At 61.1% G+C, this 23,360-nt stretch carries 26 protein-coding genes and 1 tRNA gene; 15 read left to right on the forward strand and 12 right to left on the reverse strand.

Annotated elements, in window-relative coordinates; translation table 11 throughout:
• Positions 1–3 precede the first annotated feature (3 nt).
• Positions 4–201, reverse strand: a complete 198-nt coding sequence (locus tag AC1PUL_RS20420; RefSeq protein ID WP_298460608.1) for a twin transmembrane helix small protein — start codon at positions 199–201, stop codon at positions 4–6.
• Positions 202–231: 30 nt separating this feature from the next.
• A complete protein-coding gene (locus AC1PUL_RS20425) occupies positions 232–1,056 on the reverse strand; it encodes an SDR family oxidoreductase (protein WP_480465825.1) in 825 nt (274 codons plus the stop codon).
• 92 nt (positions 1,057–1,148) lie between these two features.
• Between AC1PUL_RS20425 and AC1PUL_RS20430 the strand changes: the two genes are divergently transcribed.
• Positions 1,149–2,042: a YihY/virulence factor BrkB family protein gene (locus AC1PUL_RS20430; protein ID WP_298460604.1), complete on the forward strand. Its 894-nt coding sequence runs from the start codon at positions 1,149–1,151 to the stop codon at positions 2,040–2,042.
• On the opposite strand, the gene gluQRS is transcribed toward AC1PUL_RS20430, so the two are convergent.
• Positions 2,013–2,909: a tRNA glutamyl-Q(34) synthetase GluQRS gene (gene gluQRS / locus AC1PUL_RS20435; RefSeq protein ID WP_480465826.1), complete on the reverse strand. Its 897-nt coding sequence runs from the start codon at positions 2,907–2,909 to the stop codon at positions 2,013–2,015. The two genes, AC1PUL_RS20430 and gluQRS, sit on opposite strands and share 30 nt — an antisense overlap.
• Before the next feature lie 44 nt (positions 2,910–2,953).
• On the opposite strand from gluQRS, the gene AC1PUL_RS20440 reads away from it, so the two are divergent.
• A complete protein-coding gene (locus AC1PUL_RS20440; RefSeq protein WP_480465827.1) occupies positions 2,954–3,598 on the forward strand; it encodes a DNA-3-methyladenine glycosylase family protein in 645 nt (214 codons plus the stop codon).
• Positions 3,599–3,704: 106 nt separating this feature from the next.
• Positions 3,705–4,262, forward strand: a complete 558-nt coding sequence (locus tag AC1PUL_RS20445) for an HNH endonuclease (protein ID WP_185809304.1) — start codon at positions 3,705–3,707, stop codon at positions 4,260–4,262.
• 51 nt (positions 4,263–4,313) lie between these two features.
• Here the strand turns inward: AC1PUL_RS20445 and AC1PUL_RS20450 are convergent, their stop codons facing one another.
• The 4 genes from AC1PUL_RS20450 to AC1PUL_RS20465 all read right to left on the reverse strand — a co-directional run bounded on the left by AC1PUL_RS20450 (position 4,314) and on the right by AC1PUL_RS20465 (position 6,456).
• Entirely contained in the window at positions 4,314–4,826 is a 513-nt protein-coding gene (locus tag AC1PUL_RS20450; protein WP_480465828.1) for a disulfide bond formation protein B, read from the reverse strand.
• A 314-nt stretch (positions 4,827–5,140) separates the two neighbouring features.
• Positions 5,141–5,797 carry a nucleotidyl transferase AbiEii/AbiGii toxin family protein gene (locus tag AC1PUL_RS20455; RefSeq protein WP_480465829.1) on the reverse strand — a complete coding sequence of 219 codons (657 nt, stop codon included), beginning with the start codon at positions 5,795–5,797 and terminating at the stop codon, positions 5,141–5,143.
• A complete protein-coding gene (locus AC1PUL_RS20460; protein ID WP_480465830.1) occupies positions 5,794–6,057 on the reverse strand; it encodes a hypothetical protein in 264 nt (87 codons plus the stop codon). The genes AC1PUL_RS20455 and AC1PUL_RS20460 overlap by 4 nt, the downstream gene beginning before the upstream one ends.
• Before the next feature lie 314 nt (positions 6,058–6,371).
• Positions 6,372–6,456 (reverse strand) — tRNA-Leu (locus tag AC1PUL_RS20465).
• Positions 6,457–6,697: 241 nt separating this feature from the next.
• Between AC1PUL_RS20465 and AC1PUL_RS20470 the strand changes: the two genes are divergently transcribed.
• On the forward strand, positions 6,698–7,174 hold the full coding sequence (locus tag AC1PUL_RS20470; protein WP_480465831.1) for a hypothetical protein: 477 nt from the start codon (positions 6,698–6,700) through the stop codon (positions 7,172–7,174).
• A 192-nt stretch (positions 7,175–7,366) separates the two neighbouring features.
• Entirely contained in the window at positions 7,367–9,001 is a 1,635-nt protein-coding gene (locus AC1PUL_RS20475) for an AMP-binding protein (RefSeq protein ID WP_480465832.1), read from the forward strand.
• A 29-nt stretch (positions 9,002–9,030) separates the two neighbouring features.
• On the opposite strand, the gene AC1PUL_RS20480 is transcribed toward AC1PUL_RS20475, so the two are convergent.
• The 4 genes from AC1PUL_RS20480 to secA form a co-directional block, all read right to left on the reverse strand.
• On the reverse strand, positions 9,031–10,302 hold the full coding sequence (locus AC1PUL_RS20480; protein WP_480465833.1) for a GNAT family N-acetyltransferase: 1,272 nt from the start codon (positions 10,300–10,302) through the stop codon (positions 9,031–9,033).
• Positions 10,299–11,693, reverse strand: a complete 1,395-nt coding sequence (locus tag AC1PUL_RS20485; RefSeq protein ID WP_480465834.1) for an oligosaccharide flippase family protein — start codon at positions 11,691–11,693, stop codon at positions 10,299–10,301. The genes AC1PUL_RS20480 and AC1PUL_RS20485 overlap by 4 nt, the downstream gene beginning before the upstream one ends.
• Before the next feature lie 60 nt (positions 11,694–11,753).
• Positions 11,754–12,959: an acyltransferase family protein gene (locus AC1PUL_RS20490; protein WP_480465835.1), complete on the reverse strand. Its 1,206-nt coding sequence runs from the start codon at positions 12,957–12,959 to the stop codon at positions 11,754–11,756.
• A gap of 101 nt (positions 12,960–13,060) precedes the next feature.
• Positions 13,061–15,757, reverse strand: coding sequence for a preprotein translocase subunit SecA (gene secA, locus AC1PUL_RS20495; RefSeq protein ID WP_480465836.1), 2,697 nt, complete (start codon positions 15,755–15,757; stop codon positions 13,061–13,063).
• A 245-nt stretch (positions 15,758–16,002) separates the two neighbouring features.
• On the opposite strand from secA, the gene AC1PUL_RS20500 reads away from it, so the two are divergent.
• The 6 genes from AC1PUL_RS20500 to AC1PUL_RS20525 all read left to right on the forward strand — a co-directional run bounded on the left by AC1PUL_RS20500 (position 16,003) and on the right by AC1PUL_RS20525 (position 20,005).
• Positions 16,003–16,854: a peptidylprolyl isomerase gene (locus AC1PUL_RS20500; protein WP_480465837.1), complete on the forward strand. Its 852-nt coding sequence runs from the start codon at positions 16,003–16,005 to the stop codon at positions 16,852–16,854.
• A 65-nt stretch (positions 16,855–16,919) separates the two neighbouring features.
• The gene (gene argJ, locus AC1PUL_RS20505; protein WP_480465838.1) at positions 16,920–18,161 is read left to right on the forward strand and encodes a bifunctional glutamate N-acetyltransferase/amino-acid acetyltransferase ArgJ; all 1,242 of its coding nucleotides are present in this window, start codon (positions 16,920–16,922) and stop codon (positions 18,159–18,161) included.
• Positions 18,142–18,942, forward strand: a complete 801-nt coding sequence (locus tag AC1PUL_RS20510) for a GNAT family N-acetyltransferase (protein ID WP_480465839.1) — start codon at positions 18,142–18,144, stop codon at positions 18,940–18,942. The genes argJ and AC1PUL_RS20510 overlap by 20 nt, the downstream gene beginning before the upstream one ends.
• On the forward strand, positions 18,942–19,355 hold the full coding sequence (mutT, locus tag AC1PUL_RS20515; protein ID WP_480465840.1) for an 8-oxo-dGTP diphosphatase MutT: 414 nt from the start codon (positions 18,942–18,944) through the stop codon (positions 19,353–19,355). The genes AC1PUL_RS20510 and mutT overlap by 1 nt, the downstream gene beginning before the upstream one ends.
• A 98-nt stretch (positions 19,356–19,453) precedes the next feature.
• On the forward strand, positions 19,454–19,774 hold the full coding sequence (locus AC1PUL_RS20520) for a hypothetical protein (protein WP_480465841.1): 321 nt from the start codon (positions 19,454–19,456) through the stop codon (positions 19,772–19,774).
• A 57-nt stretch (positions 19,775–19,831) separates the two neighbouring features.
• The gene (locus tag AC1PUL_RS20525) at positions 19,832–20,005 is read left to right on the forward strand and encodes a Flp family type IVb pilin (RefSeq protein ID WP_480465842.1); all 174 of its coding nucleotides are present in this window, start codon (positions 19,832–19,834) and stop codon (positions 20,003–20,005) included.
• 8 nt (positions 20,006–20,013) lie between these two features.
• Here the strand turns inward: AC1PUL_RS20525 and AC1PUL_RS20530 are convergent, their stop codons facing one another.
• Positions 20,014–20,901, reverse strand: coding sequence for a methyltransferase domain-containing protein (locus tag AC1PUL_RS20530; RefSeq protein ID WP_480465843.1), 888 nt, complete (start codon positions 20,899–20,901; stop codon positions 20,014–20,016).
• A 69-nt stretch (positions 20,902–20,970) separates the two neighbouring features.
• Between AC1PUL_RS20530 and AC1PUL_RS20535 the strand changes: the two genes are divergently transcribed.
• The 4 genes from AC1PUL_RS20535 to AC1PUL_RS20550 are packed head-to-tail and all read left to right on the forward strand — an operon-like array spanning position 20,971 to position 23,344.
• Complete coding sequence (locus AC1PUL_RS20535; RefSeq protein ID WP_480465844.1) at positions 20,971–21,747, forward strand: ComF family protein; 777 nt, start codon at positions 20,971–20,973, stop codon at positions 21,745–21,747.
• 46 nt (positions 21,748–21,793) lie between these two features.
• Positions 21,794–22,048 (forward strand): glutaredoxin 3, encoded by a 255-nt coding sequence (gene grxC, locus AC1PUL_RS20540; RefSeq protein WP_480465845.1) that lies wholly within the window; start codon positions 21,794–21,796, stop codon positions 22,046–22,048.
• 13 nt (positions 22,049–22,061) lie between these two features.
• Positions 22,062–22,919 carry a carbon-nitrogen hydrolase family protein gene (locus tag AC1PUL_RS20545; protein WP_480465846.1) on the forward strand — a complete coding sequence of 286 codons (858 nt, stop codon included), beginning with the start codon at positions 22,062–22,064 and terminating at the stop codon, positions 22,917–22,919.
• Positions 22,916–23,344, forward strand: coding sequence for a DUF1178 family protein (locus AC1PUL_RS20550; RefSeq protein WP_480465847.1), 429 nt, complete (start codon positions 22,916–22,918; stop codon positions 23,342–23,344). The genes AC1PUL_RS20545 and AC1PUL_RS20550 overlap by 4 nt, the downstream gene beginning before the upstream one ends.
• Positions 23,345–23,360: the final 16 nt, after the last annotated feature.

The raw sequence follows: 23,360 nt of genomic DNA on the forward strand, positions 1-23,360 counted from the left end.
GGTTTAGCGTCCCCCGCCGGTGAGCCAGAGTGTGAGCATGATCAGCGCAATCGCGATTGCCTGAAGCACGATACGTGCCTGCATCAGCTTGTTCGAGGTATTGCCGCTCCCGCCTTTCAACATGTTGAACAGGCCCCTGACGAGGACAAGGGCGACAAGCCCCATGACGATGATGGCGAGGACATAGGTGAATGTGGACATAACGTGGGATGAGCCTTTGTTCGTCGCCGGTCAGTCCAGCGAGCGCATCAGTCGATAGAAGAGGTCGGCCGGCAGCCAGCGCTTGATCAGGGCCCCCTGTTTTGCCGGCTTGGTCACAAGATAATGTGGGCGGGCGCGGCGGGCGGTCAAGGCGTGCACCAGGACTTTGTAGACGGCGTCCGGCCCGAGCTTGTGGCGGTTGACCGGCCCGGTGCCCTCAAGCCGCGCCAGCTGCCGGCGGTAATCCTCGGCATGCACGGAGTTTTCCAGATCGATCGCCTGGCGGATGTGGTGGAGCGCATTGGCGGTGAAGCGGCTTTCGATCGGGCCGGGCTCTATCAGGCTCACCTGCACGCCCGATCCCTCAAGTTCCATCCTCAGCGTCAGCGAAAGGCCTTCCAGCGCGAATTTCGACGCCGTATAGGCGCCGCGCCAGCGATAGGGCACAATGCCGAGGATCGAGGAGCATTGCACGATCCGTCCTTCGCCTTGCGTCCGCATCGCCGGGATCACCCGGCGCGTCAGGTCGTGCCAGCCGAAAAGATTGGTCTCGAACTGGGCGCGCAGCGCCTCCGTCGGCAGATCTTCCACCGCGCCCGCCTGCCCATAGGCACCGTTGTTGAAGAGGGCATCGAGCCGGCCACCAGTCCGCTCGAAGACGGTCGCCACCACCCTCTCGATGCTTGCGGGATCGGTGTAATCCATCAGAAGGGCTTCGATGCCCTTGGCCTCAAGCGGGGCGAGATCTTCTGCCTTGCGCACCGTGGCAAAAACCCGCCAGCCATCGCGTTTCAGGGCCTCGGCGCAGTAGGCGCCGATGCCGGAGGAACAACCGGTGACGATGATGCTCTTCACGGGGAAAACCTCGTTCTTCCTTTGCAAATGCCGATCGGTTTCCCATATTCGGCCCCAGCCTGCAATGTACCCCGCGTTCTCAAGGAGACTGGATGCCGACTTTCCTGCGTATGCTCTACAAGGTCGGTTATGACGCGTTCTGGCACTTCACCGAGGACGACGGCTGGGCCATGGCGAGCCATGTGGCGCTGTCGGCCATTCTTGCGCTCTTCCCCTTCCTGATTTTCGGCACGGCGCTTGCGAGTTTCCTTGGCGCCGACCAGTTTGCCGAAACGGCTGTGCATCTGATCTTCGACACCTGGCCGGAGACCATCGCCAAGCCCCTGTCCGACCAGGTGGTGCAGGTGTTGACCATTCCGCGCGGCGGGCTGCTCACGATCTCGGTGCTGGCGGCAGCTTACTTCGCCTCGAATGGCGTGGAGGCGCTCAGGGTCTCGCTCAACCGCGCCTACCGGGTGCCGGAAACGCGGCCGTGGTACATCACCCGCCTGCTCAGCCTCGGCTTCGTGCTGGCGGCCGTCGTGGTGCTGGCGGCAATCAGCGCGCTTCTGGTCGCCGTGCCCGTGGCGCTGGCCTATGCCGAAAAGCTCTTCCCCTTCCTCAAGGATTTTCTGGCCACGGTGGCGAACTGGCGCGTTTATGGCACGGTTGCCTTCCTCATCGTGGCCTTGGTGGTGTTCCACCTCGGACTGCCGGCCGGGCGGCGCCGGCTGATCGACGTGTTGCCGGGCGTCATGCTGACGCTCGCCCTCTGGCTGATCGGCGCCCTGCTTTTCGGCTACTACCTCGCTTCGTTTGCCAATTACGCCGCGACCTATGCCGGTCTTGCCTCGATCATGATCGTGCTGGTCTTCCTCTACATGGTCGGCGCGATCTTCATCATCGGGGCGGAATTCAATGCGGCGCTTATGAAGTTCCGCGTGGTGCCGGTGAAGGGTGCTCCGGAGGGCGGGATTTCAAATCCCGACCATGGCGCGAATATCTGACGGCGTTTTTCCCTCGGCTCGCAGCGCCGACAGCGCCGTGTCGCAAAGGCTTTTCGACAGCTTGCGTCCGTCCGGCCCCAGGACAAGACGGTGGTGGTGGTAGACGGGTTGCGGCAGGCCGAGCAGGGTCTGCAGCAGGCGGTGGACCGAAGTGGCGTGGAAGAGGTCGAGACCGCGCACGACATGGGTCACCCCCTGAGCGGCATCGTCGACCGTGACGGCAAGATGATAGCTTGAGGGCGCGTCCGAACGCCAGAGCACGACATCGCCCCAGGCGGCCGGATCGGCTGGCATTTCGCCTTGCGGGCCGTCGCCGGTTTCCTGCCAGGTGAGGGGGGCACCGACAACGCGCAGCGCCTTGTCGATGTCGAGCCGCCAGGCATGGCGCTCGGCGGTTGCCAGTTTCTCGCTCCTTTCGGCCTCTCCGAGCGACCGTTCTTCCGTTGGGTAAAGCGGCGCCCCATCCGGATCGCGGGGCCAGAGGCCGCCCTCCCGCTCGAAGGCTGAGACGCGGGCCTTCACCTCACCGCGGGTGAGAAAGGCGGGATAGACGAGGCCCATGGCCTGCAGACGGTCAAGGGCTTCACGGTACAGCGCAAAATGCTCCGACTGGCGGCGGACAGGCCGTTCGAAGGGGATGCCGAGCCAGGTGAGATCGTCGACGACGGCCTGTTCGAGTTCAGGCGTGCAACGGGTGAGATCGATGTCCTCGATGCGCAGCAGCAGGCGCCCGCCGATGTTTTCGGCCATCTTGGCATTCAACAGGGCCGAGAGCGCATGGCCGAGATGCAGCCTTCCATTGGGGCTCGGCGCAAAACGAAAGACTTGGGCATCGTGGCTTGCGGTTTGACGAGGACGTTCGGTCATGCTTTTCCTTCGCATGAGAGTGGCATGAGGAAAAGGGGACGGGTTTGACGACGATCCGATGCGAGGAAGATCTCGCTGCGGGGCTTTCCCTTTTGCTTCAGCGCGATCCTCGGCTCTGTCCGATCGCCGAGGCTTGCCAGCCCCTGCCGCTTCGACTTTCCGCACCCGGTTTTGCCGGGCTTGCCTCGATCATCGTCTCGCAGATGGTGTCGCGGGCCAGTGCCGATGCCATCTGGCGGCGGATGACGGCGGTCTTGGGAAACCGGCCGCTGGCAGAGGATTATCTGGCGCTTGGCCCTGAGCTGATCGGTACCTTCGGCCTGTCGCGCGGCAAGGCCCAGGCGCTTGAAGAGGCCGCCAAGGCCGATCTCGGTGGTCCTTTCCGGCTCGACGAACTGGCGGAGATGCCGGCCGAGGCGGCGATCGCGACACTCACGGGTCTGAAGGGCATCGGCCCCTGGACCGCCGAGGTCTATCTGATGTTTTGCGGTGGCCATCCGGACATTTTCCCGGTCGGCGATGTGGCGCTCCGGATCTCCGTGGGCGACGTGTTTTTCGCCGGCGAGCGGCCCGCGCCAGAGCTTGTGGCCGAACTTGCCGAGGCCTGGGCGCCGGTCCGATCGGTCGCCTCGCGGCTGTTCTGGGCGCATTATGCGCGGATCACGGGCCGCACCGCGTTGCCCCGTTGAGGGTCCGTTGAGACGTCGCGACGCAGGTCAAAGATTCAGGCTTCACAATGCTGTAACAACGGACCTAATATAGAAGGGCAGATGCCGAATCGATCAGGAGTACCCCTTGACGATTGCAGTTTCTCCCCAGGCCCTGCCGGCGCTCGTCCTGAATGCCGACTACCGGCCACTGAGTTATTATCCCTTGTCGCTCTGGTCCTGGCAGGACGCGATCAAGGCAGTTTTCCTCGACCGTGTGAACATCATCGCCGAGTACGAACACTCCGTCTGCTCGCCGAGTTTTACGATGCGTTTGCCGAGTGTCGTCAGCCTCAAGACCTATGTTCAGCCGACCCGGAATCCGGCCTTCACCCGCTTCAATGTCTTCCTGCGCGACAAGTTCGAATGCCAGTATTGTGGTTCGCCCGAAGACCTGACCTTCGACCACGTCATCCCGCGTGCCCATGGCGGCGAGACGACCTGGGAGAATGTCGTGGCCGCTTGCTCACCGTGTAATCTCCGCAAGGGATCGAAGCTTCCCAAGCAGGCCGGCATGCATCCGCATCAGGCGCCCTATCGGCCAACCGTGCAGGATCTGCACAACAATGGCCGGCTCTTCCCGCCGAACTACCTGCATGAAAGCTGGATGGACTATCTCTACTGGGATACCGAACTGCAGCCGTAACCGCAGCGCCTCCCATCTTGGCGGTACGCCTTCGCACAGCCTCCCGCCGCTTCAGACGCTTGGCTTTCGCAGCGCGCCCCAGAGCGCGATGGCGGCAAGGGCGGCACTCGTCAGCACGTTCCAGCCGGCAAAGGACAGTCCCAGCACGCGCAAGGTCGCTTCGGTGCAGGAGGGCGCCTTGGTGGCATTGAGGGCTTCGAGAACGTTGACGGGCGTATCGCCGCCGGTGGCGCCGATCGTGCAGGTCGACGGGCCTTCCCAGAACTTCCACTCGACGCCTGAATGGTAGATGCCTAGCCCCATGCCGACGAGCATCAGGATGGCAACCGCGATCAGCAGCGTCTTCGTGACGACAGGGGGGAGGCGGAAGACGGCGGAGAGCACGGCAAGGAAGCCGACGCCAATGCCGATGTAATAGGGATTGCGCTGCATCAGGCAGAGCGCGCAGGGGATATAGCCGCCGATATGCTCGAAGCCAAGTGCCGAGCCGACGACGATCGCCATGCCGAAGGTGACGAGAACGGCCGCTGCGCGGTCGGGATGACGGTTGAGGATTGCGAGCATCTGCTATGGCCTGCGACTGGTTTCATCGGCGCCGGCCAAAAGCCGGACAAGGCCGGGTTCTATTGCGTTTGCGAAGGTGTGTAAATGCGCAGAGCCTTGTCATGCCGGCGCACGACTGTGTGAGCGATTGACGAATGGCAAGTCTGGGAGGTGAGTGGTGCCCCATGCCAATATTGCTCGCGTCACGGATCTTATTGAATTGTCGTTTGCTCTTAAGCTCTAGCCTCGTGCCAGCGTCTTGAGCGGGGTTGCTCCCGCTCTCTCGGCGCGCCAATTGGGAACGTGTTTTGGAGGTAAATTATTGGCTTTAAATGTTATTCCCCATGCGCAGCCAGCGCGGCCGCTAATATCGCCTGGCACTCTCCGATCGCAGTTTCTTTGAGGGGCTCGAATTTCGGCTTGATCTGAAGGTCCGCGATCACGCTCAAGACAAATTCAGGATTGGCATTGCTGAGTGTATCGGCAGCTATGCTGGTCTTCTTCGGGTGTTTTGAAAGTGCTTTGATTATGTCTTCCCGGTGTGTCGTGCAGCCGGCTGCCGCAATGTCGAAGACATCGCGAGCGGCAATGCTGTCGCCCCGATGATACACCTTCTTTGCGACAATCTCCGCGACGGTTTCCAGCTTTATCGGGCGACCGTGGATCTCAAGGGTCTGTGTGGGACGCTCGGTCAAGGGCGCGCATGCAATGAAATCGATCTCGCCCAGTGCATCGAAAGAAATTTTCAAAAATCGAGTGCCATCACCCTCGTAACCTGAAGGCATGATGTCAAAGGCGAAGTTCTGTTTTGCTGGGTCTAGATATCCCAGATATTGCGGATCATCGACAAAAAGGTCGATGTCATTGCTGTGACGATGATCGATCTGTAGCATCATGGCCGTGCCGCCGCCAAAGGTCCAGTCATCGCCAATTGTAGATTGGTCGATCAGATTGCGAGCAATGCCTAGTAGAGTTTCCCAAGGGGGAATCATGCAGTCAGTTTGCTCTTCATTCCCGACCATGCGTCGAAGAATTGAGTGGCCGTTTTCAACGTCGCTACGGATATGCCGTGGGCCTTTGCAAATTCGAGTTGCAGCTTTGGTGATACGTCGTAGAAAAACGACGACATAGGACCTGCTGCTGTCTTGCTCTGCGACGGTTCAAGGATCATCTGCACAAGCGTCATGGCGTCCAGCTTATTGCTGTACGGTGCGTTCACGGTGCTCAGCACGAGTGAATCAATCCGCGACACCTCGATCTCCGGTCATACCCACGATTGGAAATTGTAGAGTTTTTCTACATCTATTAGACGCCGTCGTCAAACAAACGGTGCAACGCCACCATGATTCCGCTTACTTACAGTTGCTGTAACTGTCGATCATGCATGCTGTCTCTGGCTGTCTTGATTGAGACGTGCCGGATCTTCGAGATGATTTGCATGCAGCGACGCTTCAAAGTCGAAAGTGATCTTTCGATGCTTCCACACGATCTCTAGGCATAGGTTCGACCAACTTGGAACCGTGTGTGCCAGTTAGCTTTAGGCCCATATTTCTTCCAGGAGGTCAGTGGTGCCCCATGCCGGAATCGAACCAGCACTCCTTTCGGAACTCGATTTTGAGTCGAGCGCGTCTACCAGTTCCGCCAATGGGGCACGGTCTGGACAAGCGCGGCTTACCATGGGCTGCGTTGCGCTTGCAAGAGGTTCGGGTCACCGTTTCTGTGCAGGGCGCCGTCCAGAGGCGCCCATGGGATCGGCAGGGGAGAGTGTCGGTGCCAGGCGAGTTGAAGCGGCTTTGATGGAATGCTAGTGAGCGACGGGCGAACATGCGCCCGTCATGCGGGTTGCTCCGCAATGAGAGTGCCCGAGGTCAAGTTTACGGAGAGCAGGACAGATGACATCCACCGGCAAGAGGATCCGTATCGCTCAACCCGTGAAACAGGTGGTCGTGGATGCCGCCCTGTTGCCGAAGGTGGTGGCACAGCCGACGGCGGGCAAGCGCAAGGTCCAGAATGCGGTGCCAGCCGTCGCCAGTTCCGCCGATGGCAAGACCAAAGTGAACATCGTTGCGCCGGTTGCCCCACAGGTCGCGGCCATGCGGCAGAAGATGAAGCAGCAGTCGGTCGAGCAGCACGTGGCGCGCGTCGATGCGGCAATCGAGGCCGGTACTCTTTCAGCTGCAGATGCAAAGGCCCTGGTGCTTGCATTCGCCGTAAAGCGTCTTGGTCAGAAGGAAACGGCCGAGAAATGGTACCGTAGCCAGAAACTCGATGTTTTTGGTGGCCGGACACCGGCGCAAATGGTGCGGGCCGGTGAGCTCAAGGCGCTTCTCGCGGTGATTCGCGCCGAGGCTTCTGGCGCGGAGCGCTGACATTTCGTAAAGTGTGCCTCCGGCTTCGCTCCTGGAGAATACCTTCGGGCCACCGATCGTTCAGACTGTACCGGCCGAGCCTCATTGCTCGTGTGCTCCGTTTGCAGCGCGTTTACGGTCATCGCAGCCGATCATTGTGCGCTTGCGAGATGAATGTTAGCAGAGACAGCATGACGATCCGGAAACTCAGCCATGCTGCTTGAGCCGCGCGACACATTCGAGGCACTTCGCCGTGATTTTCGTTGGGCCATTCCCACCGATTTTAATATCGGGCGCGTGGTGGCTGACGACTGGGCAGCGAAAGCGCCAGAGCAGGTCTGCCTGGAGCATTTTTCCCCGGATGGCCACCATCTTTCGATGACCTATGCCGAGCTTGCTGCTCAGTCTTCGGCCCTGGCGCATGGCTTGACCGATCTTGGTGTCGTCAGGGGGGACCGGGTGGCGTTGCTCCTACCGCAATGCTTCGAAACAGTGATTGCCCATGTGGCGATCTACAAGATGGGTGCGATCGCGCTGCCTCTGGCGCTGCTCTTCGGCGAAGAGGCGCTGGAGTATCGGCTGCGGGATGCGGGCGCACGGGTCGTGGTGACCAACGGCTTCGGCCTGCAACGTCTGAAGGCGATTAAGGCGCGTCTGCCAGCGCTTCAGGCGGTGATTTCGATCGATGGCCCGGGACCTGATGTGGCCGGCTTCCGCGCCCTGATCGACGGCAGACCCGGCCAGTTCGACATCGTTGACAGCGGACCGGATACCCCGGCGCTGATGATCTACACGTCGGGGACGACGGGGCCGCCGAAGGGCGCACTGCATGGCCACAGGGTGCTTGCGGGGCATATTCCGGGTTTCCAGCTGGCGCATGACTATCTGCCGCAGCCACAGGACAAGGTGTGGACGCCCTCCGACTGGGCCTGGGCGGGCGGGCTCTTGAATGCGCTGCTTCCGGCGCTGATGCTGGGCGTTCCGGTCGTCTCGTCGCCGGCCCAGAAATTCGACCCGCATATGGCCTTTCGGATCATGGCCGAGATGAAGGTGCGCAATGCCTTTATCCCGCCGACGGCGCTCAGGCTCCTGAAAGCCGTCAAGAACCCGCGACAGACCTATGATCTCGTTCTGCGCAGCATAGGATCTGCTGGAGAATCGCTCGGGCGCGAGACCTATGAATGGGTGAAGTCGGCGCTCGGCATCGTGCCGAACGAATTCTATGGCCAGACGGAATGCAATTTCGTGCTGTCATCGGCGGCTCATCTCGGGGTGAGCAAGGGCGGCTTCATCGGCAAGCCGGTGCCGGGACATCAGGTGGCGATCATCGATGCCGAAGGTCGGGAGGTGCCTGTCGGCGAGACGGGGCAGGTGGCAATCCGGCGGCCGGACCCGGTGATGTTCCTCGGCTACTGGAACAATGACAAAGCCACTGAAGACAAATTTGTCGGCGACTGGATGAAGACAGGCGATCTCGGACGCCAGGACGCGGAGGGCTATGTGCAGTTCTTCGGCCGAGACGATGACGTGATCACCTCGTCCGGCTACCGTATCGGGCCGGCGGAAATCGAGGATTGCCTGATCGGGCATCCGGCAGTGCGGCTTGCGGCTGTCATCGGCAAGCCGGATCCGCTTCGGACCGAGATCGTCAAGGCCTTCGTCGTTTTGCAGGACGGCTTTGCCGGTCAGCCCGGACTTGTGGCCGAGATCCGCGACTGGGTGAAAAACCGCCTGTCGATGCACGAATATCCGCGCGAGGTGGAATTCGTCACGGAGCTGCCGCTGACGACGAGCGGCAAGGTCATCCGACGGCTGTTGCGGGATCAGGAAATCGCGAAGGCGAGCTGAGCCTGCCTGGTCGACCTGTCGACCCGCCCTCAGGCCCCAAAGCGGCGGTTCAGGACCTTGTCGCGCAGAATGCGGGCGATGTTCCGGGTGTTGCGATACATGTGCAGCTGCGCGCCGACCTGACGGACATCGCGGTCGGCATTCGGCTTGAGGCCGACGACAAGTGTGCCCATCGCCTCGCGTTCCTTCCAGAAGCGGCTCATGATCGGGTGATCCGGCACGGCGCAGCTGTCGGTGCGCTCGATATTGGCGTCGTCGAGGTGCCATTCGGTCAGATCGGCCATCAGCAGTTTGCCGGGCGAGAAGCGGGCATAGGTCTCGTCATAGGCCGTCTTCCAGGTATAGGCCTCGCCGGCCATGATGAAGACGACCATGGAGGCAATCGCGCGGCCATCGAGGTCGAGCGTGTGGATACGCACGGCATCGGCCTCGGCGAGATTGGTGATCGCTTCGCGCGCAAAGGCGGCACGCAGGCGGTCGTTGACCATGGCGGAACGCTTTTGTCCCTTCCAACCGCTCGCTTCGAGCGCCAGGAATTCTTCCATCCTGACCCGGATCTCTTCCGGCTGGCGCGCGACGTTGTATGTGACCGATCCCTGTTCCGACAACAGCCTGAACTGGCGGCGCATTTCGCGCAAATGGCCCTTGCTGAGCGTCGACTGCAGATAGGAGGGGCCGTCCTCATAGCTCTGCAACATGGGCCGTTCATATTCGTTGGTCACTGTTAGCGGCAGGTCGCGGGACAGCGCCACAGCGCGGGCGAGCTGGGCGAAACGGCCTTCGAGCCGTAGGTCCGGGATGGCAAGCACCGTTGGCAGGCGTGCTTCCGGGCGAGCGAGGGCATCAAGCATATTGTCGATTGTTTCGGCCGCCCCTTCGGCATCCACGAGGGGCGTGCCGAGTGGACCGAACGGATTGGCCCAGACCCTGATAATCGAGGGTCCGATGGAAAAGCCCGGCTTCTCGATCGAAAAGGGGAACAGCAGGCGAAGGCGTGAGCGCCGCTCGTCCTCGTCGCGGATGACGGCGAAGCGCACCTGGCGTTCCTCCAGCCTCGGCATGGCCGGTGCGAGAAAACGCGGTGCGAAGAAGACATTGGTCTCCATCACGCGATAGGTCAGATATTCGAGCTCGTCCTGCAGCTCGTAGCCCATCTGGCTTGGATAGATGCTCAGCCGGCGGCCCGGGCGGCCGATGGTGACTTCGGTTTCCGCCACCGGTTTGGTGCGAGCGCCGGCGAGACTTCCAACAAGCCGGTTGGCGCCGCTGTTCATGCTCTCGTTGTAGATATTGTCGGTCATGGGCGGACGACCTCCGTGGGGGGCGTCAGGGCATGGGGATCGGCGAAGGCAAAGACGACTATCCCGAGCGCGCGTCGCACCGCGATATGCAAAAGTAGAGCTTCGACGGCCATGGCGGTCGCCGTCGCGGTGGCGGCACCGGCGAGACCCCACATGGGGATGAGCGTCAGATTAAGGGCGATGTTGCAGCCGAGGGCGACTGCGTAGACGGCGACGCAGAGCTGCTGGCGACCTGCCATCGTCAGGAGCATTTCTGCGGGGCCGACAAGGGCTTTCGCCATGTTGCCGGCAAACAGGATCACCATCAGCATATAGCCTGCCGTGAAGGCAGCGCCGAAGAGGCCGAGCAGGAATTGCCCGAGCATGAGGACGACAGCTCCTACGGCCAGCGACGGCCAGAAACTCCATCGGGCCGCAGTGCCCGCAAAGGCTGCAAGACCGTGGCGGTCACCTTCTGCCATCAGGCCTGAAAAACGGGGCGTGGCGCCCGCTTTCACGGCGAAGAAGACGAACTGCACCAGCGCCATGGTCTTGGCGGCGGCGAAGTAAACGGCGACCTGATCCGGCGTCAGATAAAGGCCGACGACGATGACATCCGAATTGGTGAGGAGAAATCCGAAACCTTCGATGAAGAAGATCGGCAGGGCGACCTTGATCCAGGCACGGAAGTTTATTGTCCGTGCGCCTTTGTCGTAACGATGCAGCAGACGGCGATCGACCAGGAGGAATTGTCCGAGTGTCGTGAGATAGGTGGCGGCCAGCGCGGCCTTCATGGCCGTGACGGCTGTGGCGGGCGCGCCCGCATTCACAGCGATCAGCATGAAGACCAGGATCAGCGTGGGGCGGATGATGTAGGTCGGGCTCAGGCCCAGGACAGCCCAGCGATTGGCGCGAGCCGTTCCGTCGAGCACGTCACCCAGCGCGATCATCGGCAGGGCAAAGACGGCGAGGAAGAGCGGCACGAGATAATAGGTCTCAATGCTGTTGCCAAACACGTGCAGGGCGGACATGCCGACCAGGGCGAGGATGCTGGCACTCGTCATGGCAAAGAGACGTGCGGTAGACGTCAGGCCTCGGATCTCTGCTTCCGCCTTATCGAGGTCGTATTGCGGCAGGAAGCGGATGACGGCGGTATGAAAGCCAAGGCAGGAGAAATTGCCGGCGAGAACGACGAGAACCCAGACGAAGACGAAGATGCCGTATTCGAACTCGCCCATCAACCGGGCCTGAATGATCTGCGAAACGAAGGCGATGGCGGCGCTGACGACGCGTATGGCAAAGGCAATCGCGGCCATGCGCTGGGCGCGGGCCGTGTCGTCTTCCGCACGGAGCGCGCGCACGAGGCGCGGGCCTGCGGGCAACCATTTTTCCGCTGCTTCCAGAACAGTCATCGGTACGGACGCAATACTTTCGCTGTGTCGGATGTCGTTATCAGTGATGACAGATCAGGGTTAACGAAGTGTGGTGGCCGGGCTCTGCGGCTGGTTGGTATTCCCGGATTTCCCCGACATCGGAATGCCGTTGAAGAGGAAAAGCGCAAGCGGTGAACGGCGGATCAGACGGTGGGTGCCGTAGGACAGAACGACCGTCGCCAGGCAGACGAGCAGGAACTCCAGGGCCGGGGGCCAGGTCACCAGAAAGAACAGTGTCGATAGGCCAATGACCAGGGGATGGTGCAGAAGGTAAATGCTGAAGGAGGCATCGACAATACGATCGACGCTGGCATTCGGGCGGTTCCAGAAGCGCTGGGCAATGCCGATTACCACAAGGCTCATCATCAGGGCCGCCGCGGCATCTACGGCGTTGTAGGCGATGCCGAGAGCCTGTGCGTCGCGACCGCGCAGCAGGGAGGCAAGCACTGCAGCTGTCACAGCAGACGCGGGCAGCGCCCAGCCCTTTTGCCAGACAAGCAGGCTGCGGAGATCCGGGGCGGACCTCAGGACAACGCCAACGAAGAAAAAAGGCAGGTAACGCAAATAGGGATCGACGCCATGGCCGAGGAGATATGGAAGGACCCCCTCGCTCTTCAGCAGACCGTCGTGGGAAAGATAGACCAAGACTTCCCAGGCCGCGATCACAAGAATGAGGATGACAAGTGCCAGCTGTGCGTTCCCGATCCAGGCTGCATGGATGCGCCTGAGGGGCGATGCCAGGCGGCCTTTGCTTGCCTGGGGCAACAGCATGACGAGCAAGAGGCTGTAGAAGAGCAGAGCTGGCAGGAACCAGAGATGCGCGATCCAGCTGAAGCTGGGGTGGATCACATCTTCAGCCGCTTGATGCAGCGCTGTTGTCATCGGGATGGTGCCGGCGACTGCGGCGTTGAGGTCGATGAGGGCCACCTGGATCGGGGCCAACAGCACGATCGCTGTCAGGAAAGGGATGCCGAGACGGGTGAAACGTCCCTTGAGCCATGGTCCAGGTGATCGCCGCTCAAGCATCAAGGCGGCGAAGTAGCCGGCGACGATGAAGAAGGCCGGCATGCGAAATGTCACGAGTACGCCGCTCAGGAAGGTCAGCAGCTCGCTCTGGTCGGGCGACTGGATATCCCAGATCACCCTCGAGTTGTAGACCATGGCGGCATGATATGGGATGCCGAGAAGCATCAGGAAGGCGCGCAGCGAATCCCAATGATGTTCCCGTGACTGCCCCGCTGACATCATGTCCTCCAAAGGAAAGGGGAACCGGGCCGGTGGGCTCGGTTCCCCTGATAACTTGGAGGGTAATTCAGAAAGGTTGAAAAAGCTTCAAACCCTAACGATCACGTTTCCAGCGCGCCGTGGCAGTGCTTGTACTTCTTGCCGGAGCCGCAGGGGCAGGGCTCGTTGCGACCGACTGCGCCCCAGGACTTCGGATCCAGAGGGTTGCGCTCGCTGGCCTGCACGACTGAGCCTTCGCCGACATCATCCTCGCCAGTGGTGGCGTCGATGTGGCGTGCCTGCATCGGGGGCGGGGTCGGGGCAGGTGGGGCTTCACGGACCAGTTCGACGCGCGACATCTGGGTGGTCACGGCATCGCGCAGGTTGGCGAGCAGGGCCTGGAAGAGTTCGAAGGCTTCGGCCTTGTATTCCTGCAGCGGATCGCGCTGGGCATAGCCACGGAAACCGACGACCGAGCGCAGGTGGTCGAGGTTGACGATGTGCTCGCGCCAGAGGTTGTCGATGGTTTGCAGCACGACGGAGCGTTCGACATAGGCCATCAGCTCGGGGCCGAAGCGCTCGGCCTTGTCGGCATAGGCCTTGTCGGCGGCTTCCATAATGCGGTTATAGATGTCGTCCTCGGCAATGCCTTCTTCGGCCGCCCATGCATCGACCGGTAGATCGAGGTTGAGGGTCGTTGCGACCTTCTGCTTCAGACCTGCGACATCCCATTGCTCGACGTAAGCCGTTTCCGGGATATGGATGCCGACCATGGTCTCGATGACTTCGTGACGCATATCGGTGACTGTCGACGACACGTCCTTTGCATCCATCAGCTCGATGCGCTGTTCGAAGATCACCTTGCGCTGGTCGTTGATGACATCGTCGTACTTCAAAAGGTTCTTGCGGATATCGAAGTTGCGGGCTTCGACCTTCTTCTGGGCACGCTCCAGAGCCTTGTTGATCCATGGATGGACGATAGCCTCGCCTTCCTTGAGACCCAGCTTCTGCAGCATTCCGTCCATGCGGTCGGAGCCGAAGATGCGCATCAGGTCGTCCTGGAGCGAGAGGTAGAATTTCGAGCGGCCAGGGTCGCCCTGACGGCCGGAACGGCCGCGCAGCTGGTTGTCGATGCGGCGGCTCTCATGGCGCTCGGTGGCGATGACATAGAGGCCACCGGCTTCCAACGCCTTCTGCTTGAGGGCGGCGATTTCCGCCTTGATGGCTTCGGCCCTGGCATCGCGTTCCGGACCCGGCTCCATCTCGGCCAGTTCGTGGTCGAGGCGCATTTCGAGGTTACCGCCGAGCTGGATGTCGGTACCGCGGCCTGCCATGTTGGTGGCGATCGTGACTGCACCGGGAACACCGGCCTGGGAGACGATATAGGCTTCCTGCTCGTGATAGCGGGCGTTCAGAACCTTGAAGTCCTTGAAGCCGGACTGGCTCAGCATGTTGGCGAGCAGTTCGGACTTTTCGATCGAGGTGGTGCCGACGAGAACCGGCTGGTTGCGCTCGTTGGCGGCCTTGATCTCTTCAATGATCGCCTTGAACTTTTCCTCGACGGTCCGGTAGACCTCGTCGTCCTCGTCGATACGCTTGATCGGCAGGTTGGTCGGGACTTCGAGCACGTCGAGGCCGTAGATGTTGGAGAATTCTTCCGCTTCGGTTGCAGCCGTACCGGTCATGCCGGCGAGCTTCTTGTACATGCGGAAGTAGTTCTGGAAGGTGATCGAGGCCAGCGTCTGGTTCTCGGGCTGGATCTGCACCTTTTCCTTGGCTTCGAGTGCCTGGTGCTGGCCTTCCGAGTAACGACGGCCCGGCATCATGCGGCCGGTGAATTCGTCGATGATGACGATCTCGCCGTTGCGGACGATGTAGTCCTTGTCGCGCTGGAAGAGCTTGTGGGCCTTCAGCGCGTTGTTGATGTGGTGCACGATCGCGACGTTCTCGACGTCGTAGAGGCTCTCGCCCTTGAGGAGGCCGGCCTCGCGCAGCAGGTTTTCCAGCTTCTCGGTGCCGACTTCGGAGAAGTTGGCCGAGCGCTGCTTTTCGTCGATCTCGTAGTCTTCTTCCGACAGGAGCGGGATGAAGGCGTCGATCGTGTTGTAGAGGTCGGAGCGGTCGTCGAGCGGGCCGGAGATGATCAGCGGCGTGCGGGCTTCGTCGACCAGGATCGAGTCCACTTCGTCGACGATCGCGAAGTTGTGACCGCGCTGGACCATCTGTGCGCGCTCGTATTTCATGTTGTCGCGCAGATAGTCGAAGCCGAGTTCGTTGTTGGTCGCATAGGTGATGTCGCAGGCATAGGCTGCGCGACGCTCGTCGTCCGACAGGCCGTGCACGATGACGCCCGTGGTGAGGCCGAGGAAGCCGTACATCTTGGACATCGTGGCAGCGTCGCGGCGGGCGAGGTAGTCGTTGACGGTGACGACGTGCACACCTTTGCCGGCCAGCGCGTTCAGATAGACGGCGAGCGTGGCCACCAGCGTCTTGCCTTCGCCGGTCTTCATTTCGGCGATAGCATTGTCGTTGAGGATCATGCCGCCGATCAACTGTACGTCAAAAGGACGCATGCCGAGCGCGCGGCGCGCGCCTTCGCGGGCGACAGCGAAGGCGGGAACCAGAATGTCATCGAGGGTCTTGCCGGCTGCCAGTTCTGCCCGGAACTCGGCCGTCTTGGCGGCGAGCTGTTCGTCGGTCAGCGCCTTCACTTTTTCTTCAAGGGCGCCGATCTGAGCCACGCGCGGGTTATAGGATTTGACGCGACGGTCGTTCGACGAGCCAAAGATTTTGCGCGCAAGTCCACCAAGACTGACCATATCGATGGTCCTTTCTGACCTTCGTCATATCGTTTACGTACCGCTCGAACCACTATTAGCGCGGCCGAATAGGCACAATGCGTCCTGAAACTACTCTGGACGCGAGGTTGCGTGACAGATAAGAGGGGGGTCGAATGATGTCAACGGCGCAGGCTGGTGCCAAATCCCCTCGGTCGCTGGGCATCTGACAATCTTTTGCCCGATTCGAACGGTCTTCAAACGGTTCACCATCCGAAAGGTCTTTCATGCTTCGCCTTAACAAACTCGTGCTTGCCGCCTGCGTTTCCCTCTCGGCTCTGACCGGTGCGGCCTTCGCCCAGGACGCAACCGTGGTCGCCAAGGTCGGTGATCTCGAAATCACCCAGTCCGAACTCGATCTCGCGATCGCAAACCTCGATCCGCAGCTGGCCCAGCTTCCGGAAGAACAGAAGAAGGTTGCTGCACTTTCCGGTGCGATTGACGTGAAGCTGCTGGCCGCCAATGCAACGGCTGCCGGCCTGCAGGACGATCCGGAATACAAGCGCCGCATGGCCTTCATCGCCGAGCGCGAGCTGCACAATGCCTTCTTCAAGAAGAATGTCGTCGATGCCGTGACCCCGGAAGAGGTCAAGGCCCGCTATGACCAGGAGGTTGCAGCGCTTCCGAAGCAGGAAGAAGTGCGTGCCCGCCACATTCTGGTGAAGACCGAGGAAGAGGCCAAGCAGATCATCGCCGATCTCGATGCCGGCAAGGACTTCATCGAAATCGCCAAGGAAAAGTCGACCGATCCGAACAAGACGGAAGGTGGCGACCTCGGCTATTTCACCAAGGGCCGGATGGTTCCGGAATTCGAAGAAGCCGCTTTTGCCCTCGAGAAGGGAGCCTATACCAAGATCCCGGTGCAGACGCAGTTCGGCTTCCACGTCATCCGTCTGGAAGACAAGCGCGATGCGCCTCCGCCGGCTTTCGAAGCCGTCGAGCAGCAGGTGCGCCAGCTCGTCATGCGCGACAAGTATCTCGCGCTGATTGAAAAGGCGAAGACCGAACAGAAGATCGAGATCGTCGACGAAGCTCTGCGCAAGGGCTACGAAGAAGCCAACAAGCCAGAGCAGCAGTAAGCTGTTAGAAATCGTTGTTTTATCCAAGGCCCGCAGTTTGCGGGCCTTCCATTACGGGCCTTGCCATGTCTTCCAGCATTTCTCCCCTCGCTCCGAAAACCTATGCCGAGATGCCTGCCATTCGCGGCGTGCGCATGGCGACTGCCGCTGCGGGCATCAAGTACAAGAACCGCACCGACGTGTTGCTGATGGCTTTCGACAAGCCGGCTGCGGTCGCAGGTGTCTTCACCAAGTCGAAGTGCCCGTCGGCTCCGGTTGATTTTTGCAGGCAGAATCTTTCGCATGGCGTGGCGCGCGGCGTGGTGGTGAATTCCGGCAATGCCAATGCCTTTACCGGCGTCAAGGGCAAGGCCGCGACCGCTTTGACCGCGAAGTCGGCGGCCGCCGCTCTGTGCTGCGGTGAAAACGAGATCTATCTGGCGTCCACCGGTGTCATCGGTGAGCCGTTGGATGCGACCAAGTTTTCCGGCGTGCTGGATCAGATGGCGAAGGACGCGACCGGTGATTTCTGGTTCGAGGCCGCCAAGGCGATCATGACCACGGATACCTATCCGAAGGTCGCGACCCGTAGCGCAAAGATCGATGGCGTGACTGTCACGATCAACGGGATCGCCAAGGGTGCCGGCATGATCGCGCCTGATATGGCGACGATGCTCTCCTTCGTGGTGACGGATGCGGATATCGCGCCAGCGGCGCTTCAGGGCCTCCTGTCGGCGGGTGTTGAGCCGAGCTTCAATGCGATCACTGTTGATAGCGACACGTCGACCTCCGATACGCTGATGCTGTTTGCGACCGGTGCTGCTTCTGCCGATGGTCAGGCAAAGGTCGAGCGGGCGGACGATGCGCGCCTCGGCGATTTCCGGCTGGCGCTCAACGACCTGCTCAAGGATCTGGCGCTGCAGGTGGTTCGCGACGGGGAAGGTGCGCGCAAGATAGTGGAGATCACCGTCAAGGGTGCCGAGAACGATCTCGCGGCGAAGAAGATTGCGATGTCGATCGCGAATTCGCCGCTGGTGAAGACCGCTGTTGCCGGCGAGGACGCCAATTGGGGCCGCATCGTCATGGCGGTTGGCAAGTCCGGCGAAATGGCCGATCGCGACCGGCTGGCAATCTGGTTCGGCGATGTGCGCGTAGCTGTGAATGGCGAGCGCGACCCGGATTATTCCGAGGCGGCGACGACGGCCGTGATGGAGCGGGAGGATATTCCGGTGACCGTTGATATCGGTCTCGGCTCCGGCACCGCGACGGTGTGGACCTGCGATCTGACGAAGGAATATGTCGCCATCAATGGCGACTATCGGAGCTGATGCCCGAATGCATGCCATGGTAAGTGATCCCAACCTGCCGCTCGTTCGGCGTCTCGAAGCGGTCGGTTTTCGGGCCTGGCCGGCGAGTAATGTCGTCTATGACGGCAGCTGGCAGGTTCGTCTGACCCCTGGACATCCCGGAAAACGGCTCAACTGTGTGGTTCCGCTCGATCCGTCCGATAGCCGTGATATTGCGGGGCGGCTGGACAAGGCCAACAAACGTTTCGAGGCACAAGGCAGGCCCCTTCTGGTTCGTCAGACGCCGCTTTCTCCGCGGCCTCTGGTCGAGTTTCTGGATGCTGACGGTTGGGAGCGTTTCGACGAGGTCGTGACGATGACCGCCGATCTCCAGCGAATGAGCTTCCCCGATACGCTCGATCATCTTCCGACCCAGGATATCGGCCGCTATGTCGACGCGGATCTGGTCGTGCATGGCAGCGACCCGGGTTTGAAAACCGGGCTGTCCGAGATCGTGAACAACATCAAGCCGCCTTCGGGCCTTTTTGTCATTGAGGATGCGGTTAAGGGACCGCTTGCAACCGCGCTTTGCGTCCAAGACAACGATCTTGCCGGCATCATGTCGCTGGCCGTGCGACCCGATCACCGTCGTCAAGGGCTGGGCATAGAGATCCTGAGCTCTGCCCTGCGCTGGGCGCGTGTGCGCGGCGCCCGAACTGCATGGCTGCAGGTGGTTGCCGACAACAGAGAAGCGATGGCGCTCTACAGCAAGATGGGTTTTGAAGAGGCCTATCGTTATGCCTATTGGCGAAAGGCGGCCTGATGAGCGACGTGAAGAAGCCGATCCTGTTGGTTGCAGCCTGTGCGCTGGTGGATGCGGATAATCGAATCCTTCTGGCACAACGTCCCGAGGGAAAGTCGCTTGCGGGGCTTTGGGAGTTCCCCGGCGGCAAGGTTGAGGTCGGGGAAACGCCTGAGGAGACGTTGGTGCGCGAGCTTGAGGAAGAGCTGGGCATCCAAACCAAGGTCGCCTGCCTCGCGCCGCTGACCTTTGCCAGCCATACCTATGAGACATTCCATCTGCTGATGCCGCTTTATGTTTGCCGTCGTTACGAGGGCATTCCGCAAGGTCGGGAAGGGCAGGCGATCAAGTGGGTGAAGGCCAAGGCGTTGCGTGACTATCCGATGCCGCCGGCCGATGAACCTCTCATTCCCATTCTTCAGGATCTTCTGTGACGGGCCGCCAATTGTCTTGGCGTCGTTAATCAAAAGTTTATACCCCTGACAGCAATATACGCTCTGTTCATGCGTCGGATACGTGTGTGGAGCGTAACATGGTAAACGAGGATTTCTGGAAAGCCGCGCGGTCCAGAGAGCGGTCGTCGATCAAGACAGGCAGGACCGGGGTTCTGAATATCGCATTGCTGTTTGGCACAGCTGCGATCGCGCTTTCGCTCGTACTCACCCCTATGCTCGCCTCCAAAGCCGACCGGAAGACGCTGGCCTTTCAGCCAGACGAATTCGACATGATCACCACCGGTTCAATCCCGAAAGACGATAGCGGCAAGCGGTATACCATCCGCCGCAGCGTTCTTCAGGAAACGCCGGGATCCGTCTGCATCATCGATGGCTACGGTTCCGGCCAGGCTTGCTAACATTTAATCAGCCGGGGCGGGGGCAACCATCTCGGATCCATACTCTCAGGAGCGAGAATGCGTCTTTTTTGTAAGCTGATGTCCGACCGCACCGGCGCTACCGCCATAGAGTATGGTCTCATTGCCGCCATCCTGAGTGTCGCACTGATCAGCGGGTTTGGGGCCTTGAGCGGATCGATTCAAAATGTGTTCGATACCGTGTCTACTACCATTACAGACGCCTGGAGCTAACGGCGTCCCTACGTTTGGGATGGAGCTGATTTTGTTGGATCGAGTGCGTCGGCTAGGCGCATCTTCGCAGAACCCGGCTTGAGGGGTTTCTGCTGGCTCTCATGAGGTGCCCATCCCGATAGGAAGATGATCGAAAAGGTAGCGCGTATCCGGCCATCGGGATCCGAGAAGCGTTCGGCATAAAGTTCGGCTGCCCTGAGGAAGAAGCGCCGGGAGACCGGGCGGCGGCTGCGTCCCAGAAGCGGATTTGCCATGCCCATGGACTTCAGGTCTCGCATCAGCGCCAAGATGTGATCGTAGCGGACCGTGAAGCTCTCCTCGTCGATGACGGGGAGCGCGAAGCCTGCGCGCTGAAGGAGCGACCCGACATCGCGGATGTCGGCGAAGGGCACGACGCGCGGGCTTGCGCCGCCATAAATCTCCGTCTCTGCCGCGAGCAGCACCTCACGCAATTCGGCCAGCGTGCCGGCGCCTGGGATGGCGGCGAGGAGAAGCCCGTCAGGTTTCAGGGCGCGGCGCATCTGGATCAGCATGCCCGGCGTGTCGTTGGTCAGATGCAGCGACAGCGGCGAAAGGATCAGGTTCACCGATTGCGGCGCAAGCGGCACACTTTCGTAATTCGAGGTGATGACCGGCTCGCCGTCCTCGCCGAAGCCAGCGTCGGTTTCGATCCTTGTCAGGCGCTCGATCTTGCCGGTTGCCATGGCGGCGCGCGCTACCAGCCCTGGCCCGCCGAAGAGTTCGGCTGCGTAATCGAAGTGGCGCTGAACGATGGCGAGCCTGTCTGCCAGCTCTCGGGCGGTCAGTTCCAGTAGGAAATCGGATCCGGGGGCGTTGCGGGCAAGGGCGCGGGCGCGATTGCGGGCGATCAGGGCTTCGTCGAAAAGCTCGTTCATGCGGATTTCCTGGGTTCCGGCCTTGTTTGCGGCATTGGCCGAACGCCGCTTGCGGCGTAAAGTCGATGCATGTGGGCTCATGTAGTGCAGAAAAGCGTATCCGTCAGCCGGCATCACGCCGGATCGGTGCTGCGTGGGCTCTTTCATCTCGTCTATCCGCCCGCCTGCGCCCATTGTCATCAGCGGGTTGCCGCCCATCAGGCGCTGTGCGCACGGTGCTGGGGCGAGCTGAGGTTCATCGAGAAGCCCTATTGCCCGGTTCTCGGACTGCCCTTTGCGCATGATCCCGGTGAGGGCATGCTCTCGCCACAGGCGATCGCCCATCCGCCGGTCTTCGATCGTCTGCGTTCCGTTGCGCTGCATGAAGGCGTGGCCCGGCATCTGGTGCATGACCTCAAGTATCGCGACCGTGTGGATCTGGCGCCGATGATGGCAGGCTGGATGCTGCGTGCTGCCTTTACGGAAATTGCCGACTGCGATGCCATCGTCTGCGTGCCGCTGCACCGGATGCGGATGTTTCGGCGCATGTTCAACCAATCGGCAGAGCTGGCGCGGCATGTGGCGCATCAGTCGGGCAAACCGTTCCTGGCCCATGCCCTTGTCCGGCGTAAGCGCACACAGCAGCAGGTCGGCCTCACGGCAAACCAGCGGTCACTGAATGTGCGCGGCGCCTTCCAGGTGCTGGAGGGGGCGGAGCCCCTCGTCTTCGGCAAACGGCTCGTGCTGGTCGATGACGTCTACACTACGGGAGCAACGGTCAGTGCAGCGACGACTGCCCTCAAAAAAGCAGGGGCAGCGGATGTCACTGTTTTGACCTTTGCAAGGGCTCTCGCCGGGCCTATATGAGAGGTCCAATCCCTTGTCCTCCCGACGCTTTCCGGTGGAGACCCTCATGGCTGAAGTCACGATCTATACACGGCAATTCTGCGGCTATTGCGCGAGCGCAAAAGCGCTGCTCGACAAGAAGGGTGTGACCTATGTCGAGCACGATGCGACAGGCAAGCCGGATTTGCGTGAGGAAATGATGGCCAAGTCAGGCCGCAACACCTTCCCGCAGATATTCATCGGCAGCCAGCATGTCGGTGGATGTGACGATCTGCATGCGCTTGACCGGGCCGGCAAGCTCGATCCGCTTCTCGCACGTTAAGGAAAGACTGGTCATGGTGTTCAAGGCTGCTGCCGTCCAGATGTGCTCCGGGGTCGATCCGGAGAAGAATGCCGAGGCGATGGCGCGGCTGGTGCGCGAGGCTGCCCGGCGTGGCGCGATCTACGTGCAGACGCCGGAGATGACCGGGGCCGTGCAGAAGGACCGCGCCGGCCTTGCGGCCGTGCTGCGCGACGAGGAGACGGATCTGATAGTCAAAAAGGCGTCCGAGCTCGCCAAGGAGCTTGGCATTCATCTGCATGTCGGCTCGACGGCTATCAAGCTGGCCGATGGCAAGATCGCCAACCGCGCCTTCCTGTTCGGACCCGATGGCCACAAAATCACCTCCTACGACAAGATCCATATGTTCGATGTCGATCTCGACAATGGCGAGAGCTGGCGCGAGAGCGCGGTTTATCGCCCCGGTGAGCGTGCCGTGGTCGCGGATCTGCCCTTCGGAAAGCTCGGCTTCGGCGTGTGCTACGACGTGCGCTTCCCGCATCTATTCCGAGCGGAAGCCATGGCGGGTGCGGAGATCCTGACGACGCCGGCGGCGTTCACCAAACAGACCGGCGAGGCGCATTGGGAAATCCTGCTGCGGGCGCGTGCGATCGAGAACGGGGCCTATGTCATTTCTGCCGCGCAGGCGGGCGTGCATGAGGACGGCCGCGAGACCTTTGGTCATTCGATGATCATTGGCCCCTGGGGCAAGGTGCTGGCCTCTGCCGGTGGGACGGGCGAGGACGTGGTCGTGGCCGAGATCGACCTCGAGGCGGTGAAGGCCTGCCGGGCGAAGATCCCGAACCTCAAGAACGGGCGCGACTTTGCTCTCGACATTGCGCCCGTGCTCGCCAAGGGAGGCGTCACGGTTTGATCCGCTACTCCCTCAGTTGCGACAAGGCCCATGAATTCGAGGGCTGGTTCTCGGAAAGCGCCGATTTCGATTGGCAGAAAGCGTCAGGTTTCCTGACTTGCCCGGTTTGCGGATCACCCGAGATTTCCAAGGTGCTGATGGCGCCGGCCGTTTCGACGGCGCGCCAGAAGGAGGAAACTCAGGCGCTCGCCGTTTCGGACGCGCAGAAACAGGCCTTTGTGAAACTCAAGGAAGCAATCCGCGAGATCCGCGCGAGCAGCGAGGATGTCGGCGAGAAGTTTCCCGAGGAAGCCCGCAAGATCCATTACGGCGAGGCGGAAGCCCGCGGGATCATCGGCCAGGCTTCACCCGTCGAAGTAAAATCGCTGATCGAAGAGGGCATCGAGATCGCGCCGCTGCCGGTGCTGCCGGATGATGTGAATTGACGGGCGGTGGCCCGTC

The organism is Rhizobium sp. P43 (assembly GCF_056730705.1).